The organism is uncultured Planococcus sp. (assembly GCF_947501725.1).
Taxonomy (GTDB): Bacteria; Bacillota; Bacilli; order Bacillales_A; family Planococcaceae; genus Planococcus; species Planococcus donghaensis_C.
Window position 1 is genome coordinate 275,417 of the sequence record NZ_CANMXD010000003.1, and the last position, 17,947, is coordinate 293,363.

The window sequence follows — 17,947 nt, forward strand, 5'->3', positions numbered from 1 at the left end:
AATCGCCAAAACTCAAAAGCCCTTCGCCAAGGACTGGCAAAGGGCTTTTATGTGTTTTACGTCCATTTCTCAATAACAGGTCCGTGATTGCCATAGACAGGATCCATTTTCGGCAATGGTGTGTTTTGAATATCTTCCAGCACATAAGGGCGTTCGCCTGGTTCACCGGTCTTCATGTTATAGGCGACACCGCCAGGGTAGGCACCCACTATCTCAAAGTCATCACTGGCTTCCAGCTTTTTATGCCCCGTCCCTGCCGGCAGCAGCAAGACGTCCCCTGCTGCCACAGTTAAGGCCTCGCCTTTCTCGCCGCCGATCTGCAAAGTTGCAGAACCGCTGCGCACCCCCAATACTTCGTGTGTATTGCTGTGGTAATGGTGATACTCGAAAACACCGCCGGTCCAGCTGTTTGTCCACTCATGGCTGTTGAAGGCCTTTTCAATTCTTTCCGGATCTTCCTGGAAAGCAGCCGGATACACAATCACTTCAAGCGATGGGTTATTCGGAATCACTCCGTCATCTTCAAATTGATAAAACTGCGGATTTTTCATGCAAGTCAGCTCCTTATCGTTTAAGGAACTTTACCCGGATGAGGATAGATTAATCATCTATCCAGTTCGCAAATCAATCTAGCGTATTGATGAATTTCTCCAACCGGTCCATTCCTTCTTCGAGGACATTCATGCTATAGGCATAGGAAATCCGCACAAAGCCTTCCCCGTACTTCGTGAATGCAGAGCCAGGCACTGCAGCCACGCCCCCTTCTTTCAATAAACGCGTAGCGAATTCAAAAGAAGTCATGCCGAATTTCTCAATGGACGGAAAGATATAAAAGGCACCTTTCGGCAGAACCACGTCAATGCCCATCGCTGTCAACCGTCCATATACAAAATCTCTGCGCTGAATGTATTCTTTATTCATTTCGGCAGGAATATGGCGCTGGTTCTTCACCGCTTCAAGTGCAGCGAATTGGCTTGGGACAGAAGCGCAGATGGCGTTGTACTGATGGACTTTCAAGACATGCTTCATGTACATTTCCGGACCCAGCACAAAGCCGATTCTCCAGCCGGTCATCGAATGCGATTTCGACAGCCCGTGGACCAAAAATGTCCGATGTTTTAATTTTTGAAAACGGGCAAAAGTGGAATGCTTTTCGCCATACGAATTTTCACTGTAAATTTCATCCGTTACGATGAAAACTTCGTGCTTCTCCAGCACGGCAGCTACCTTTTCAAGCTGGGCAGACTCCATCGTGACACCTGTCGGATTCGAAGGGAAATTCATCAAGACCGCTTTGGTGCGGTCGGTGATCAAGTTTTCCAGACGCTGCGGATCTGGTTGGAAGCCGGTATCCGACGTGTCCAGGTAAACTACTTTTCCTCCACACAGCTTAATGATGGGCTCATACCCCGGATAAGCCGGCGCAGGAAGGATGACTTCATCACCTTCCTCTAAAATCGCCCGGAAAAGAGAATCCAGTCCTTCGCTTGCCCCATTAGTGACGATGATTTCGGTTTTATGGTCGAAGTCCAATTCATATGAATCCCGGAAAAAAGAAGCGATTTCTGCCCGCAGTTCAAGTGAGCCCGCATTATGTGTATAGCTGGTTTGATCGTTTCTGATTGCTTCGATCCCCGCTTGTTTGACAGCCTCAGGTGTTGGGAAATCCGGCTGTCCGATTGTAAGATTAATAGCTTCCGGATAATCGATCAATTGATTTGAAAACTGGCGGATGCCTGAAATTTGAATCGACTCGATCCGGCTGTTGATTGAAATGCTCATGAGTGACAACCTTTCTCTACTTATAAATCTTCGTTATTCATAAAGTCCCGGCAGCCATAAAGACAAGGCCGGAATGAATGTGATGATCAACAAACAAACGATCATCGACAACAGGAAGGGCAAAACGGCATAGGCGATGCGCTCAAAGCGTACTCCGCCCACACTTGAAGCCACAAACAGATTGACACCGAGCGGTGGTGTCACGAAGCCGATTGCCAGGTTGGCTACCAGTATGACACCGAAATGAACCGGATCCACACCCACAGTCACCACAATCGGCAAAAGAATAGGCGTGAGGACGACCAATGCCGAAATGGTATCGATGAACATTCCCACAACCAGCAACAGCAAGTTGATGGCCAGCAGAATCACCAATGGATTGGTCGACAATGCTGTCAAGTAATCGGAGATTTCACCTGGAATCTGTTCAATTGTCATAAAGTACGCAAACGACACCGATAAACCGATGATGATCATCGTGGTGGCGTTGATGACGATTGCTTCCCTGAAGCTTTCATAAAGTCCTTTCCAGGACAATTCCTTATAAACGAATTTGCCGATAATTATAGCATATACTACGGCTACTACGGCTGCTTCAGTAGGAGAAAAGATGCCTCCGTATATCCCACCGAGGATGATGACCGGAATCAGCAATGCCCATTTCGCATCCCAAAAGGTTTTCAGGACATCCTTGAATACAATGGATATTGCTTCTCCGGGCTCCGGTTTATAGCCGCGTATTTTAGAAATGATATATGCTGTGAGCAACAGACCGGATCCAATAATCAATCCAGGTATGATGCCTGCCAGGAACATGCTGCCGACGGAGACACCTCCGATGACACCATACAGGACAAAGGGTATACTCGGCGGAATGATAACACCGATGGATCCCGCAGAGGCCGAAACAGCAGATGCAAATCCACCATCATAATTACGCGCAATCATTGCCGGAATCATAAAGCCGCCGATTGCCGCAACTGTCGCCGGGCCTGAACCTGAAATCGCGGCAAAAAACATACAAGCCACGATGGTCACCATGCTCAAGCCACCGGTCATCCAACCGACCAAGGCAGAAGCGAACGCCAGCAAACGCTTGGAAACGCCCCCTTTGCCCATAAGAATTCCCGCAAGCATGAAAAATGGAATCGCCAGCAATGGAAATGAATCCAATGAAGTGAATGCTTTTTGAGTGATGATGCTCAGCGGCAGGGTCGTGCCGAAATAGATGGCAGTCAAGGCAGAGACACCTAAAGCAATTGCAATCGGTACACCGATCAATAGACAGATAAATAAAGTTCCGAATAATAGAGCTATCGTCATGCCGGAAGATCCCCTTCCTTATGCATCTCGTAGTCGCCTTTCCAGATTTTGAACAATTGCTGGATAAGTCTGATGCACATCCCAATGCCGCCAAGTGGGATTGCTAAAAACGGAATCCACATCGGCAGCTGCATTGCAGGAGTGACCTGTCCATTGGCTATACTGCTCAAGACAAGGTCTGTTCCAAAATACGCCAAAAACAGCGCCATCCCAAACCAAATTGCCAAAGTGATGGTTTCCAAAACTTTTCTCGGCAACCCTTTAAACCGGGTGATGAAAGCTTCCACTCGTATATGCTCCCGCAGTTTTACGGCATAACTCGCTCCTATCCACACTTGGAAAATATGTATATAGCGAGCCATCTCTTCTGTCCAGCTGGGTGCATTGGAAAAAACATAGCGGCCGACGACCTGGCCGAAGATCAACGCCACCATCACCACTAAAGTCAGGACTAAAAATGCTTCTTCCGCCTTTTCGAATTTCTTGATCATTGATGCACTTCCTTTCCTAAAGAGAAAGTTTATCCACTCGCCTATTTTTCTCTTTCACTGATTGCCGAATCAGCTGAAAATGAAAAATCAAGGAATTTCTTCCTTGATTCTTCAACTGTCATTTTCACTTATTCTTCATTTGCCGCCAACGCTTGATCGATGACATCTCTGCCAATCTGGTCTTCGTATTTCGTATAAACAGATTCAGCCGCTTCACGGAATTGGTTGCGCTGCTCATCCGTCAAGTCGTTGATCTGCATGCCTTCCGCTTCCAGCTGATCCAAGAATTCTCCATCCTGTTGCTGAGCCAACTCGCGCTGTTCCGTCCGGAATTCTTCAGCAGCTTCCATCATCAGTTCCTGAAGATCTTCCGGGAGGCCGTTATAGAAATCATCGTTCACCAATAACGCAGTAGCTGCGTATACATGGCCTGTCAATGTCAGGTAATCCTGTACTTCATAGAATTTGTTTGTGTAATAAAGGGAAATCGGGCAATCCATTGCATCGTACGTGCCTTGTTGGAGTGCTGTGTAAAGTTCCCCAAATGCGAACGGAGAAGCGTTTGCTCCAAAAGCATTGAATGTATCCGTATGCAATGGGCTTTCCAATGTGCGCATCTTGAGTCCTTCCATATCTTCCGGGGTTTCAATCGGTCCTCTGTTATTGGAGACATGGCGGAATCCATTCTCGCCGAAGACCAGGCCTTTCATGCCGTTGTTTTCAAGATCCGCCATCAGTTCCTGGCCGAGATCTCCATCCAGCGCACGATAAGCGGCTTCGTTGTTATTGAATAGGAAAGGCAGGTCAAACACTTGGAATTTCTCATTGAATGAAGCCATTGCTGCTACAGCTGGAATCGTCATTTCGACATTGCCCAGTTGAACTGCTTCAATCGCTTCCCGGTCTGATCCGTACAATTGGCCATTCGGATACAGTTCAACCGTTAGGCGGCCGTCTGACTCCGCTTCCAGTTTTTCCTTAAAGGCCACTGCTGCGATATGTGAAGATTGTTCCTCAGGCACCAGGTGGGCAAGACGGATTGTATAAGTATCTTCACCCGTTTCCCCTTCTTCAGTTGTCGTTGTTCCGCTGTCCGGTCTTCCGCAGGCTGATAGGAAAATTAATGTGATAAAAAGTAGTCCGAGTAGTTTTTTCATAGTTCCTCCTGTGTGATGTATTTCAGCAGCCGATTTTCGATATTGTCCAAATGGATTGCCAGCTGCTGCTTGGCTTTGCCCATATCTCCTTCTTCAATTGCCTGAATAATGGATAGATGTTCACCATACGCTTTCTTAGCACTGTCGGCTGCCGTATCAGATAACAGCAAAAATGCTCTGCTGCCGCCGCTATTGATGCCTTTGATCATTTCTTTCAAGCGATTATTGCCATGGTTCTGGTATAAGAAAGAATGGAATTCCTGGTCCAGATCCATAAATTCCACGACATTTTGCGTCTTCACTGCCTGAAATTGGCGTTTGATGTTTTTTTTTAGTTCCTGCATGACAGGCTGTTGATCTGCTTTCGACAAATTTTCAAGTCCGTAGATTTCCAGCAGTCTGCGAAGCTCCATAATTTCTTTTACATCCTGGAAAGTAAAGGCTGCCACTATTGCAGGCCTCGGCTTCCTCAACTCGATAAGCGCATCAACAGCCAGTCTCTTCAACGCTTCCCGCAACGGCGTCCGACTGATTCCAAGCTCCAGAGCCAACTTTTCTTCAGGCAGCTCCTGCCCAGGTTTCAGCTTTCCGGTAATGATCATTTTCTTGATATACTCATATGCCTGATCTGCCAGCGTGGCTTGTTTTATGATTTTCTCCATAATTCCTCCTCTCTACATATTTAGTTCATACAGTGTATACTGTATACAGAAAGTATAGAATAGACAGATTCGTTTGTATAGTAAGAATTACAATTTTCTAACAACTTCATGCGTTATTTTTGCTATAGGCTGATTACATTTCTGTAGAATAAAGAGACGAAACTGACAAAAAACCAGGAACTGATCCCTGGTTTAAATCCTTGCTTATTCATTTGCCGCTAATGCGCGGTCAATCAGATCTTTGCCGATCTGGCTTTCGTATTTGTCATAAACAGACTGCGCGGCCTGACGGAATTCGTTGCGCTGTTCGGCTGTCAAATCGTTTACCTGCATGCCTTCAGCTTTCAGCTGCTCCAGGAATTCCACATCCTGCTGCTGGGCAAGTGTGCGCTGTTCGTCCCGGAATTCCTCGGAAGCTTCCATGACCAATTCCTGAAGATCTGATGGCAGACTGTCGTAGAAATCATTATTGGCCAGAACGATTGCAGCTGCATAGACATGGCCGGTCAAGGTCAAATAATCCTGGACCTCGTAAAATTTATTTGTATAGTACAGTGAAATCGGACATTCCATGGCATCGTAAGTTCCCTGCTGCAAAGCTGTATACAGCTCACCGAAAGCAAATGGTGAGGCATTGGCGCCGAATGCTTTAAACGTATCCGTATGCAGCGGATTTTCTAAGGTGCGCAATTTCAGCCCTTCCATATCCGCTGGCGACTCGATCGGCTGTTCATTATTGGAAACGTGGCGGAATCCATTTTCGCCGAATACCAAACCTTTCAAATCGCTTTCCTCCAAGCTGTCCAACAATTCCTGGCCAAGATCTCCATCCAATGCGCTGTAAGCTGCTTCATAGTCATTAAACAGAAACGGCAAATCGAAAACCAGAAACTTGTCATTGAACGAAGCTAATGGAGCCACTGCCGGAATCGTCATTTCCAGATTTCCCAGCTGCACAGCTTCAATGGCTTCACGATCCGATCCATATAATTGGCCATTCGGATACAGCTCGACAATCAGCCGCCCGTCAGACTCCTGTTCCAACTTTTCTTTGAACTTCAGGGATTGGATGTGGGCGGAATGCTCTTCAGGCACCAGATAAGCCATTCGGATGGTGTACGTTTCTTCCCCTTCCCCTTGTTCCGTCGAAGTGGATTGATCATCGGGCCGTCCACAGGCTGCCAACAGAATCAGTAGAATCAATGCAAAAACAATCAGTTTTTTCATAGCTTCCTCCTGTTAACATTTTAACTTCTTTACCCGCATTTGAATTTAAGTTAAACCTGCAGCTATCAGTTAGTATTTTTATATAAAGGAGTTCTATCTACATGACAAATCACTGGATCACCCAATTGCAAAACACTTTAAAAGCAGATCAATATTCGACCAGCGTCAGTGAATTATACAGGCATAGCCATGATGAATCTGAACATACGCCTGTAGAGCCTCAAATCGTCTGCTTCCCGGAATCGACAGAAGACGTAGTGGCCATTATGGGAATTGCACGTGAGGCATCCATCCCCGTCACGCCATTCGGCATCGGTTCCGGACTGGAAGGCCAAGCCATACCTGTAAAAGGGGGAATCTCACTCAACTTTGAACGCATGAATCAAGTGGTGAAATTTTCACCGGAAGATTTATTGGTCACTGTTCAGCCGGGCATCACGCGCCTGCAGTTGAACAGCATCATCAACCGGCATGGCCTGCAATTTCCGGTCGATCCCGGTGCAGATGCCTCCATCGGCGGAATGGCCGCCAATAATGCCAGCGGAACTACCGCTGTCCGCTACGGCGTCATGCGCGATCAAATCATCGATTTAGAGGTGGTGCTGGCAGACGGCACGCTGCTGCATACTGGAACAAAAGCGAAGAAATCTTCCTCCGGCTATCATTTAACCGGCTTGTTCACCGGGTCTGAAGGAACGCTCGGCCTTATTACAGAAATCACCTTAAAGCTTCACGGGATTCCGGAACACACGATCGCTGCCAGCTGCACCTTTGAAACGCCCCATGAATGTGCAGAAGCAGCCCATATGATCCTTCTGAGCGGCATTCCTGTACAGCGCATGGAATTTGTGGACGCCTACAGCATCGGAAAAGTGAATGCCTTTGGAAAGTATGGATTGCCCGAAAAGCATTCCCTCTTTTTTGAATTTGCCGGCATGAAGAGTGCAGTCGAGGAAGAAGCTGCCTTAGCCCAAGAATTGCTTCACGATATGAATGCTGAAAACTGGCGTGTTGCGGCAGATTCAGAAGAACGGGCGTTGATCTGGAAAGCCCGCCATGAAATGGCTTACGCCTTCAGGCATCAAGCCGGGATGACGGTCACCGGCGGCGATGTCTGCGTGCCGATTTCAAAACTTCCGGAACTGATTGATTTCGCTCTTGAACTTATTGCAGAAAGCGGACTCGAAGGTGGCGCTTTAGGGCATATTGGAGACGGCAACTTCCACACTACAATTTCTTATGATGCCAAAGATCCCGTTCAAAAACTTGCTGCGGAAAAGATCAACGAAAAACTCGCCTATCGCGCCATTGAGCTGGAGGGCACGTGCACAGGCGAGCACGGGGTAGGCCTCGGCAAAATGAAATATCAGGATGCCGAACATGGCGCCGCTATAGCGGTCATGAAAAACATGAAGCGCATGCTGGACCCCGACAACCTGCTGAACCCAGGGAAAATATTCAAATAAAAGCCAGCTGAGGAGCAGAAACCTCAGCTGGCTTTTATTTCTATGTTAGAAAGCTTTAAAATCCAAGCCGTTCCCTGACACTCGCCGTATAGTTTTGGCTGACCGGCAAAATCGAGCCGTCCCTAAGCGTCAATTGATAATTCGATGCAATGTCCCGGGAGATCTCTTCTATATAATTGATATTTACGATATAGGAACGATGGATCGGCAGGAAGCTGTCCGGCAATTGATGCTTCAAATTTTTCAGCGTATGGATGGAGCAATAGGTTTCGTTATCCGTATAAAACCAGGTTTTCTTCTGGCTGCTTTCAATATGGGAAACCATATCCACCGGGACCGGCCGCCATGCTTCATCGATTTTGCCTGTCAGAAACCGGATCGGCTGTTTCTTGCGGACCAGATAATCGGGCGGCAGGATGATCACCAACACCCCTTCTTTATCACCAAGCCGAATGGGATAACCGATGCCATAATAGGCTGTACCCAAAATCGACTCCTCGACGAACATCTCGATCCGCTGTCCTTCCTTTTTGGCACGCGCTGCGATACTGCCAGGGAGCACTGGTTGGCCTTCCTGAATCTGCAGGTCATGCACCCCCGCTTTATAGTAGGTGTAGCTGCCTTCAAGCGCGATTGCAATCGATGCTTCTTTCGGAATCCAATCCCCAATGATAAACCCCATCTGCTCCAACATACTGTTCTCCATACCCTGACTCCCCTTCCAAATGTGTTGTTCTCCTATACAGATCAGCAGCGGATAACTCTCCCCTCGAGCTTTATCGCCAAATAACTGTCTTCGTCGCTTAATACTCCCTTTCGTCCTGTTTGCAAGACAGTTAGAATTTTCTGTTATATATTAATATACATCAAAACAAACTGTATTAATACAGTTGCTTAAAACTTTTTTCTCAGAAAGGGATGATTTGTTTGTTGACAAAATCTACTGTGACTATAAAAGGTGAAGAAGTACCGGGAATGGAGACTATTTTAACTCCTGAAGCCTTGGACTTCATTGAAAAATTGCATAATAACTTCGATCAGCGCCGAGTCAAACTTCTGGAAAAGCGCCAAGCACGCCAAAAGGAAATCGATGGAGGAAAGAAACTCGACTTCCTGCCTGAGACTAAGCATATCCGAAAAAATAATTGGACCATCGCACCTCTTCCGGAGGACATGAAAGACAGACGCGTGGAAATCACGGGGCCGACCAACCGAAAAATGTTGATCAATGCCTTGAATTCAGGAGCTAAAATGTTTATGGCAGACCTGGAAGATGCCACTGCACCCAATTGGTTCAACGTCATTGACGGCCAGGTGAACTTGCGTGATGCAGTTCGCCGCCAAATTGACTTTGAAGCTCCAGAAACCGGCAAAAAATATGCATTGAATGAAAAGACGGCTGTTCTCATGGTTCGCCCACGCGGATGGCACCTGATGGAAAAGAATATCCACATTAACGGACAGCCGATTTCCGGAAGTCTTGTCGACTTCGGGTTATACTTCTTCCATAACGCGAAGGAATTGATCGACCGTGGTACTGGCCCTTATTTCTACCTTCCCAAATTGGAAAGCCATTTGGAAGCACGCCTCTGGAACGATGTTTTCATCTTTGCACAAGATGAACTGGAAATTCCACAAGGCACGATTCGTGCCACGGTATTGATCGAAACCATCCTTGCTGCATTTGAAATGGATGAAATCCTTTACGAATTGCGTGATCATTCTGCCGGCCTCAATTGCGGTCGCTGGGATTATATCTTCAGTGTCATCAAGCGGATGCGCAACCTTCCGGAATACATTTTCCCGGATCGCTCACAGGTGACGATGACTGTTCCGTTCATGCGCGCTTATACCCAACTCTGCATCAAGACTTGTCATAAGCGCAATGCACCAGCACTCGGCGGCATGGCTGCACAAATTCCGGTAAAAGGAAACGACGAAGCCAATGCTGCAGCGTTCCAAAAAGTCGCGGAAGACAAACGCCGTGAAGCGGTTGACGGCCACGATGGCACGTGGGTAGCACATCCTGGAATGGTCGCGATTGCTATGGAACAATTTGACGAACATATGCCAACTCCTAACCAAATCGATAAGAAACGGGAAGATGTCCAGGTAACTGCTGAACAATTGGTTGAAGTTCCGACGGGTACGATCACCGAAGAAGGCTTACGCTCCAATATTTCAGTTGGCATCCAATACATTGCTTCCTGGTTGTCAGGAAACGGTGCCGCTCCCATCAATAATCTGATGGAAGACGCCGCGACTGCTGAAATTTCACGTTCTCAAGTGTGGCAATGGATTCGCCATCCGAAAGGAATTTTGGATGACGGCCGAAAAATCGATATTCCGTTATTCCATGAAGTCATCGAAGAAGAAGCCGCCAAGATTCAACAAGCGGTCGGCGAAGAAAGATACTCATCCGGAAATTACGCGGAAGCCCGCGAGTTGTTTACGAACCTTACCTTGCAAAGTGATTTTGCTGAATTCCTGACACTGCCTGGGTACGAAATACTAAACTAAACTATTGGAGGAGATCATTATGAAAAACACACAAACTTATGGGACTCGTTCAAAAAAGGAATGCCGGGAATGCGGATGCGAAATCAAAGAGCAACGCGAATCGATCATCTATGAATGCGAACGCTGCATCGGACATACAGAAGAATAGAATAGTTTTGAAGAAAGGATGACCCGTTATGGGTTGTCCTTTTTTTGTTGATCCGGGAAATGTTTCATGTGTCAGGGAATTAACGCTCGAATTCATAAAATCCTCCTCAGGCATCGTTCCATAACAAAACCGCCCAAGCGAACCCGGGCGGTTGAATTATTCCTGATTGGATGATTTGAAACGATAACGGGTATCCTCTTCGAGTTTATTGAAAACCTCAATATAGCGGGTTCCGCCTTGTTCGGGCTCATCGGTTGCTTCGTCTCCATCGAGGATTTCGTCGAGTGGACGTGCTTCGGGTTCAATGATCACTGAATCATAATCATCCATCAACCCCTGAAGCTCTTTATAGTTTTCAATATCTTTGTCTTTCTTTACTTCTTCGAATAGCCGGTCCGACTCTTCCTGTGTCAATTCGACGTAACCGACTGTGATGCGCTGCTTTTCCATTATAAAACCTCCAGTAACTTAATCATTCACTTCTGCTTCTATACCCTGCAGAGGAAAATCCATAAACCTGCATTTGCCATTCGCTGGAAGAAGGATGCAATTTCCGCTATGATGGAAACAGCAGAAAAAAATTCAGAAACCGGAGTTGATCACCTTGCGTGTAGCCATATTTGATTTTGATGGAACATTGTATTCGAAGGAAACTTTCCAGCTGATGATGGATCATTTGAAGAACCATCCCGAGCACAGTAAACGCTACCGCCAATTTTACCGGGCCATCATGCCGCCCTATATCGGCCACAAGCTGAAAATCTATCCGGAGCGAAAGATGCGTGAACGCTCTGTGCAGGCTTACCTGTCTGCGCTGGAGACGTTCACTCAACCTGAGCTTGAACAGTATTTCGGTGAGATTGCGTACCGGATGCATGGCGACATGAACCCGAATGTAGTCGAGCGCCTGAAAAACCACGTAGCCAACAACGATTACGTCATGCTCGTATCCGGAGCTTTCACCCCGCTGCTCCACGCAGTGACGAAACAGCTGCCGATCAAGACCATCATCGGGACGGAAATCCTCTATAAAAACAATATCCTGGATCACCGGACAGCCGTCTCCCATATTCAAGGACCTTTGAAAACAATCAAAATCAAGGAAGCCTTAGAAGGCCAGGACATCGACTGGGCCAACAGCTATGCCTACGGTGACAGCCACTCGGACTTGCCTGTGCTCGAACTCGTCGGACACCCGGTAGCCGTGCAGCCTGAACCTCGGTTGCGGACCGTCGCCACACAGCGCAACTGGGAAATCATTTAGTATGTTAAAAAGCGAATCGCCAACGCGATTCGCTTTTTTCATTCCTCGTCCAAGACTTCGATACAGATTTGAACGCCTTTCACCAGATCTTCATGGGACCAGCTTGGAATCCGTCCATGCTGGATTGCCAGCTCATGTGATGCCGGAATATGGATAAACCCTGAAGGCAGGCCGGGTCGGTCCATATGGGCGTAATGCAGGCCTTCATACATCACGTTATTGCATAGATATGCACCCGCTGTATTTGAAATCGTCGAAGGCAGACCATTTTCAAGCAGGCTGTCGACCATTTTCCGGATGGGCAGCGTAGACAGATATGCCGGCTCGCCTTCTTCGCGAATCGGTTCGTCAACAGGTTTATTGCCTTCGTTATCGACTGCCCCATCTTTAACGTTGATTGCAATACGCTCTGGCGTAATCTTGAAGCGCCCCGCTGCAAGTCCAAGAGAAATTACTGCATCCGGATTCTCTTCCTCAATGAATCCCAGCAACGCCGCTCCCGAGGAATTGAAATCCACCGCCATAATCCGCCCGACAATTTGGTAGTTGCCGATTACAGCACCATCCAGCTCTTCGACTATTTTCATCGTCGGGTTGACTGTATAATCCAAAAACGGTTCAAAGCCCGTCAATAATAATTTCTTCATCCCATCACTCCTTACTGCTCCATTATAAACAACTCTTTTGCAGTTTCCCATAATCCATGCCCAAAGCGGCTGAAACATATGATGAACTATCTGAAAATATAAACTTTTCCTTTCTTATGAAAAAAACTTCTCAAAGTACCATCACTGTGTTAAAATTCATTTTAATGAATAAACATACATAACTTAGGGGGAAACATACATGATTAAGAAAAAACCATTCATCGCTTTATTCGCATCATCTGCATTATTATTGGGAGCATGCGGCAGTGACAGCGCGAGTGAAGGATCTTCAGAAGAAAAAGAAGTATTGAAAATGGGCACATCCGCTGAATTCCCTCCATTTGAATCACGTAATCCAGAAGGTGAGATTGTCGGATTCGATATTGACCTGGCCAATCATATTGCGGATGAACTCGGCTATGAACTTGAAATTACGGACATGAAATTTGATGGCTTGGTCGGCGCTTTGCAGAATGACCGCGTTGATATGGTCATCGCTGGCATGTCCGCAACTGACTCCCGTAGAGAAAACGTTGATTTTTCTACAGAATACAACCATTCAGGCGAAATGTTCCTGACAGCTAAAGACTCAGAGCTTACTACACTCGAATCGCTGGAAGGCAAATCCGTCGGCGTCCAACTTGGGACGATCCAAGAGGAAGGCGCGAAAAGCATTATTGCAGATGAAGGCATCGATTTTGAATTGAAAGCACTGGACGACTCTGGCGCATTGATCCAGGAAATCCTTTCTGGCCGCATCGATGCTGCATACATGGACAAGCAAGTTGCTATCGGCTATATCGAAGCACAGGATCTTGGCGCATTTGATGATCCTACTACCTCTTCACCAGGCATGGCAGTCGCTTTCCCGAAAGGCAGTGACCTTGTCGAAGAAGTTGACGGTGTACTTGCCGAAATGGAAGAAAACGGCGAGCTGGATGCGCTGAAGGAAGAATGGCTGACTGACGAAGAGTAAACTTACCTTTAGAAAAGAGATGTAATAGATGAATCTGGATTTCTCACAAATCATTCCTTATATCCCTTTCATGCTGGAAGGGATATGGGCTACTTTAAAATTTGTATTTTTTGCGATCATTCTCGGAGCCATTCTTGGAACTCTGCTGGCTCTGTTTAAAATAGGCAGCATCAAACCGTTGCGATGGTTTGCCGGCGCTTATACGTCCATCTTCCGTGGAACACCGCTGATCCTCCAATTGATGATCATCTACTATTCCACTCCCCAGCTGACTGGATATGATATATCGGCATTTCTATCTGCCATCTTGGCTTTTGGACTGAATTCATCCGCTTATATTTCGGAAATCATCCGTGCCGGCATCCAGGCAGTCGATAAAGGGCAGATGGAAGCGGCGCAAGCTCTTGGCGTTCCTTACCGTTCCATGATGAAAGACATCATTTTGCCTCAGGCCCTAAAAAATATCCTGCCGGCTTTGATGAATGAATTCATCACCTTAACAAAAGAATCCGCCATCGTCTCGACCATCGGTTATCTCGATTTGATGAGACGTGCACAAGTCGTCGGCTCGGACTTGTTCCGCAACTTCGAACCCCTGTTATTTGTCGGCCTTATTTATTGGTGCATGGTAATGGGCTTGACGATGATCGGCAGAGTTTTCGAACGGAGGCTGAAACAAAGTGATTGATGTAAAAAACTTGTATAAGAAATTCGGCACCAATGAAGTACTCAGCGACATCTCCACTGCCGTCACGAAAGGTGAAGTAGTATCGATCATCGGCCCTTCCGGCTCAGGAAAGTCTACTTTCCTGCGCTGCTTGAACCTGCTGGAAACCCCGACTTCCGGCACAATCGAAATCAACGGAAAGAGCTTGACGGCTTCAAAAAACAATATCCATAAAATCCGCCAGCAAATCGGCATGGTATTTCAGCATTTTCATTTATTCCCTCATTTGACAGTACTTGAAAACCTGACCTATGCGCCGATGAAAGCGAAAGGCGTCAAAAAAGCGGAGGCGGAAACAAAAGCCCGGATCCTGCTGGAACGCGTTGGACTGTCTGAAAAAGAAGAAGCTTATCCGAACAGCCTGTCCGGCGGCCAGAAACAGCGCGTCGCAATTGCGCGTGCCTTGGCGATGGAGCCGGAACTGATGCTGTTTGACGAACCGACATCGGCACTCGATCCCGAAATGGTCAAAGAAGTATTGGATGTTATGAAAGATTTGGCGAAATCCGGCATGACGATGGTTGTTGTGACACATGAAATGGGCTTTGCCCGCGAAGTCGCAGACCGCGTCCTGTTCCTGGATCACGGTGTACTGGTTGAAGAAGGCCAGCCTGCTGAGTTCTTCAGCAATCCGAAAACCGAACGCGCCAAAGATTTTCTGGATAAAGTACTGTAGCAGGTGTCCATAGGGATGCCTGTTTTTTTATGGATAGGATGTTCCACCCTCCGGATTTGTTCATTTGATGCTCAAATATGGACAGTCTGCTCCCTATCCTGCCATGTTATAATCAAAACTGGCATACATGCAGAAAACAGAGGTGGACAATGTGTTTAGAAAAATCATAATTTTACTCGGAGTCATATTTTTCATGTCGCTGATCGTCTTTACAGCCGTCATGTTCTTAAAAAATGAAGTTGAACTTTACTCAGAAAACAATGTGTCGCTAACTGTTGAAAAACCGACTTTCATTACGCTCAGCGAACCTGAAGTCAGCGAGAGCGGTTCGGATCTTACACAGGTTTATAATATGACCTTTCTTGGACTCGACGTCGGAACCTATACATTGGTCGATCGGTCGCTCCAAAACGGCACGTCCATCATTTTTGAGGAAATCAAAAATACCGGCTGGATCCCTTATACATTTTCGATGAACGTCAACAATCTGGAAGACGCCGACTTTAAGTCCTGGAATCCAGAACCGACTGTCAGACTTGATGAAGCAATATATGGTCCAGACCCTACCATCAATCCTTATGGAGTCTTCACAACGGAAAACAGCGAAATTCTGGTCGGCAATGTCTATGTATCCCGAAGCCTGCAACTCGGCAACGGTGAATGGGTACGGGAACTGCGCCATGAGATTTCGGAATTTGCTGCAGAAGAAGGCGTATTGTCGAAAAACCTGTGGCTGCCTCCTAAACACTCGAGCCACACATGGCTGATGGCCGCACAGGAGCCTTTATTTGAAACACAAGAAACCGAAGATGAATGGATCGAATTTTCACTTGAAAACCGCCTGTCCCAATTAAACTGGCTGACGCCGGAAGGGCCATACATCAAGCTCGAATTGACGGACGACCCACGAACCGAACTTGCATACGGCTACATCGATAAGCGGACGGCAGACCTAACTTCCCTTGAATGGAATGAAACCTCTCCTTCCCCGTTCTTTGAATCCATGATGTTGAATGCAGAAATCACTCAGCAATGATAAGCAAAAAAAAACGGAGCTGTCCCAAAAATCCCTAAAATAAAACCGCTGGAGAAAAATCAATGATTTTTCTCCAGCGGTTTTTGCTTTGTATGCGGTTTTCAGGAGATTGTAGGCAAAGGTCTTTTATTTTGGATTTTTTTTGAAAAGAAGAATTTTTTTATTCCATTAATAGAGCTTACAGTCCAAGTCGGATGAAATACTGTCCAAACTCAGCACAATACTGTCCGCAAGCTAAAATACTTCCGGGATGGGGTAATGGCGGTCTTTAAAACTGCCTTAACGGGACATCTTCGTGCCCGCTACTAGTTTTGCAGCGATCGATGGAGAACCGATTCCAGTTACCTCCCTGAATTCCCGATTGCTTATGGTCGTTTTCTTATGGATTTCTTCGAAATAGACCAGTAAAATCCTAAGCCACTTCCCTTTCAATTAAACAGAATATTTTGTATACTGTAAGTGAGATAGGACTCCGCCTTCATTGTCATATGGCTGCTGATTATGAAACAAGGAGGTTGTTCATAATGGAACGCAAAGTACTTGATCCACGAGAAGCTGAACTTCGTTTAGACGACGATTTCAATGCGGTTCTGAATATGATTGGCGAAGGTGCACCTGATTATGCAGCCTATGAAGAAGACGAGGTTCCAAAAGAACGGCAGCGTGAAGAAGACAAGGCGAAAGATCTTCATTGACGCCGGCTGATCACCGCTCCTCATGGGAGAGGTGATTTTTTTATGCAAGAAAACCCCCGCTCTGAGCACGGGGGTTTTCTTTAGTCCATCATTTCAGCCACGTAATCGTACGACCGCAGGCGATCTTCCTGATGGAAAATCGGCGAGTTGACGATGACTTCGTTGGCTCTTGTTTTTTGGATGAAGTTTTTCAGTTTTTGTTTAACGACATCCGGTGTTCCGACAATCATGGATTCAGAATCCAATTTGTCACGGAAAATCGCAATTTCACGATCCGTCCAAACTTCTTCCAGGTTATCGATCGGTGCCTGGAATGTCGTCGGCTCCCCTCTCATCAACGAAAACATCTGCTGCTGAGAAGAAGTCGCAAGCCATTCAGCCCGCTCCTGTGTTTCTGCCACAATGATATTGACGCCCAGCATCGCGTAAGGCACTGCCAAAGCCGGAGACGGTTTGAAGTTCTGATGATACAGCTGAAGCGCCTGCATCATATAATCCGGCGCAAAATGGCTGGCGAATGAAAACGGCAGACCTTTGAGTGCCGCAAGCTGTGCACTGAACCCACTTGACCCCAGCAGCCAAAGTGGAATCTTCAAGTTGGTTCCGGGATAAGCCCGAACACGCCCGACCGGATTTTCCGAAAAGTAATTCTCCAGCTCAGCCACCTGCTGAGGAAAATCATCTCCACTGCTCTGCAAGTTACGGCGGAGTGCATAGGCGGTCGCCTGATCACTGCCTGGCGCACGGCCTAATCCTAAATCGATGCGGCCCGGATAGATGGTTTCAAGTGTACCAAATTGCTCCGCAATGACAAGTGGAGCATGATTCGGCAGCATGATGCCGCCGGAACCCACACGGATCGATTCCGTCGCCCCTGCAATATGCCCGATAAGGACCGATGTTGCCGAACTGCCGATGCCCGGCATATTGTGGTGTTCAGCCAACCAGTAACGGTTGAACCCTAATTTTTCAACGTGTTGAGCCAATTCCACACTATTTTTAAACGCCTGCGCTGTTTCTGAACCTTCATTGATCGGTGCCAAATCCAGCACAGCCAATGGTATATTTTCAAATTTCTTAATTGCCATGTCTACTTCCACTCCTATCCTTTCCATTGTATCGATGTTTATCTGAAACGTCCTTTTTTCTG

General features: G+C 46.8%; 20 protein-coding genes. 9 read left to right on the forward strand and 11 right to left on the reverse strand.

Features of this window, described 5'->3' with window-relative positions; translation table 11 throughout:
- Positions 1 to 56: 56 nt before the first annotated feature.
- From Q0785_RS05935 to Q0785_RS05965, 7 genes are all read right to left on the reverse strand, one after another.
- Positions 57 to 551, reverse strand: coding sequence for a cupin domain-containing protein (locus Q0785_RS05935; RefSeq protein ID WP_298826979.1), 495 nt, complete (start codon positions 549 to 551; stop codon positions 57 to 59).
- A 73-nt stretch (positions 552 to 624) separates the two neighbouring features.
- On the reverse strand, positions 625 to 1,782 hold the full coding sequence (locus Q0785_RS05940; RefSeq protein WP_298826982.1) for an aminotransferase class I/II-fold pyridoxal phosphate-dependent enzyme: 1,158 nt from the start codon (positions 1,780 to 1,782) through the stop codon (positions 625 to 627).
- Positions 1,783 to 1,815: 33 nt separating this feature from the next.
- Positions 1,816 to 3,105 (reverse strand): TRAP transporter large permease, encoded by a 1,290-nt coding sequence (locus Q0785_RS05945; RefSeq protein ID WP_298826985.1) that lies wholly within the window; start codon positions 3,103 to 3,105, stop codon positions 1,816 to 1,818.
- Entirely contained in the window at positions 3,102 to 3,596 is a 495-nt protein-coding gene (locus Q0785_RS05950; protein WP_223634163.1) for a TRAP transporter small permease, read from the reverse strand. Before Q0785_RS05950 ends, Q0785_RS05945 begins: the two co-directional genes overlap by 4 nt.
- 128 nt (positions 3,597 to 3,724) lie before the next feature.
- Positions 3,725 to 4,753, reverse strand: a complete 1,029-nt coding sequence (locus tag Q0785_RS05955; RefSeq protein WP_223634165.1) for a DctP family TRAP transporter solute-binding subunit — start codon at positions 4,751 to 4,753, stop codon at positions 3,725 to 3,727.
- Entirely contained in the window at positions 4,750 to 5,415 is a 666-nt protein-coding gene (locus Q0785_RS05960) for a GntR family transcriptional regulator (RefSeq protein ID WP_298826999.1), read from the reverse strand. Before Q0785_RS05960 ends, Q0785_RS05955 begins: the two co-directional genes overlap by 4 nt.
- 204 nt (positions 5,416 to 5,619) lie before the next feature.
- On the reverse strand, positions 5,620 to 6,642 hold the full coding sequence (locus tag Q0785_RS05965; RefSeq protein WP_298827002.1) for a DctP family TRAP transporter solute-binding subunit: 1,023 nt from the start codon (positions 6,640 to 6,642) through the stop codon (positions 5,620 to 5,622).
- Positions 6,643 to 6,743: 101 nt separating this feature from the next.
- On the opposite strand from Q0785_RS05965, the gene Q0785_RS05970 reads away from it, so the two are divergent.
- The gene (locus Q0785_RS05970) at positions 6,744 to 8,108 is read left to right on the forward strand and encodes an FAD-linked oxidase C-terminal domain-containing protein (protein ID WP_298827005.1); all 1,365 of its coding nucleotides are present in this window, start codon (positions 6,744 to 6,746) and stop codon (positions 8,106 to 8,108) included.
- A 55-nt stretch (positions 8,109 to 8,163) separates the two neighbouring features.
- Here the strand turns inward: Q0785_RS05970 and Q0785_RS05975 are convergent, their stop codons facing one another.
- Entirely contained in the window at positions 8,164 to 8,814 is a 651-nt protein-coding gene (locus Q0785_RS05975) for a LytTR family DNA-binding domain-containing protein (protein ID WP_298827006.1), read from the reverse strand.
- A gap of 212 nt (positions 8,815 to 9,026) precedes the next feature.
- Here Q0785_RS05975 and aceB point away from each other — a divergent pair, with 212 nt between their 5' ends.
- Together aceB and Q0785_RS05985 are read left to right on the forward strand one after the other, a co-directional pair.
- Positions 9,027 to 10,628 (forward strand): malate synthase A, encoded by a 1,602-nt coding sequence (gene aceB / locus Q0785_RS05980; RefSeq protein WP_298827007.1) that lies wholly within the window; start codon positions 9,027 to 9,029, stop codon positions 10,626 to 10,628.
- A gap of 19 nt (positions 10,629 to 10,647) precedes the next feature.
- Positions 10,648 to 10,776 carry a YhfH family protein gene (locus Q0785_RS05985; protein WP_298827008.1) on the forward strand — a complete coding sequence of 43 codons (129 nt, stop codon included), beginning with the start codon at positions 10,648 to 10,650 and terminating at the stop codon, positions 10,774 to 10,776.
- Between the two features lie 156 nt (positions 10,777 to 10,932).
- Here the strand turns inward: Q0785_RS05985 and Q0785_RS05990 are convergent, their stop codons facing one another.
- Positions 10,933 to 11,226 carry a hypothetical protein gene (locus tag Q0785_RS05990; RefSeq protein ID WP_223634191.1) on the reverse strand — a complete coding sequence of 98 codons (294 nt, stop codon included), beginning with the start codon at positions 11,224 to 11,226 and terminating at the stop codon, positions 10,933 to 10,935.
- A 154-nt stretch (positions 11,227 to 11,380) separates the two neighbouring features.
- Here Q0785_RS05990 and Q0785_RS05995 point away from each other — a divergent pair, with 154 nt between their 5' ends.
- Positions 11,381 to 12,040 (forward strand): HAD family hydrolase, encoded by a 660-nt coding sequence (locus Q0785_RS05995; RefSeq protein WP_298827009.1) that lies wholly within the window; start codon positions 11,381 to 11,383, stop codon positions 12,038 to 12,040.
- A gap of 38 nt (positions 12,041 to 12,078) precedes the next feature.
- On the opposite strand, the gene Q0785_RS06000 is transcribed toward Q0785_RS05995, so the two are convergent.
- Positions 12,079 to 12,687: a pyroglutamyl-peptidase I gene (locus tag Q0785_RS06000; RefSeq protein WP_298827010.1), complete on the reverse strand. Its 609-nt coding sequence runs from the start codon at positions 12,685 to 12,687 to the stop codon at positions 12,079 to 12,081.
- A gap of 199 nt (positions 12,688 to 12,886) precedes the next feature.
- Between Q0785_RS06000 and Q0785_RS06005 the strand changes: the two genes are divergently transcribed.
- The 5 genes from Q0785_RS06005 to Q0785_RS06025 all read left to right on the forward strand — a co-directional run bounded on the left by Q0785_RS06005 (position 12,887) and on the right by Q0785_RS06025 (position 16,797).
- A complete protein-coding gene (locus Q0785_RS06005; protein ID WP_298827011.1) occupies positions 12,887 to 13,663 on the forward strand; it encodes an ABC transporter substrate-binding protein in 777 nt (258 codons plus the stop codon).
- Between the two features lie 28 nt (positions 13,664 to 13,691).
- Positions 13,692 to 14,351 carry an amino acid ABC transporter permease gene (locus Q0785_RS06010; protein ID WP_223634203.1) on the forward strand — a complete coding sequence of 220 codons (660 nt, stop codon included), beginning with the start codon at positions 13,692 to 13,694 and terminating at the stop codon, positions 14,349 to 14,351.
- Positions 14,344 to 15,066: an amino acid ABC transporter ATP-binding protein gene (locus Q0785_RS06015; RefSeq protein WP_298827012.1), complete on the forward strand. Its 723-nt coding sequence runs from the start codon at positions 14,344 to 14,346 to the stop codon at positions 15,064 to 15,066. Before Q0785_RS06010 ends, Q0785_RS06015 begins: the two co-directional genes overlap by 8 nt.
- A gap of 193 nt (positions 15,067 to 15,259) precedes the next feature.
- Positions 15,260 to 16,102, forward strand: coding sequence for a hypothetical protein (locus Q0785_RS06020; protein WP_298827013.1), 843 nt, complete (start codon positions 15,260 to 15,262; stop codon positions 16,100 to 16,102).
- 524 nt (positions 16,103 to 16,626) lie between these two features.
- Positions 16,627 to 16,797, forward strand: coding sequence for a hypothetical protein (locus Q0785_RS06025; RefSeq protein WP_223634211.1), 171 nt, complete (start codon positions 16,627 to 16,629; stop codon positions 16,795 to 16,797).
- 80 nt (positions 16,798 to 16,877) lie between these two features.
- On the opposite strand, the gene Q0785_RS06030 is transcribed toward Q0785_RS06025, so the two are convergent.
- Positions 16,878 to 17,885, reverse strand: coding sequence for an LLM class flavin-dependent oxidoreductase (locus Q0785_RS06030; protein WP_298827017.1), 1,008 nt, complete (start codon positions 17,883 to 17,885; stop codon positions 16,878 to 16,880).
- Between the last annotated feature and the right edge of the window lie 62 nt (positions 17,886 to 17,947).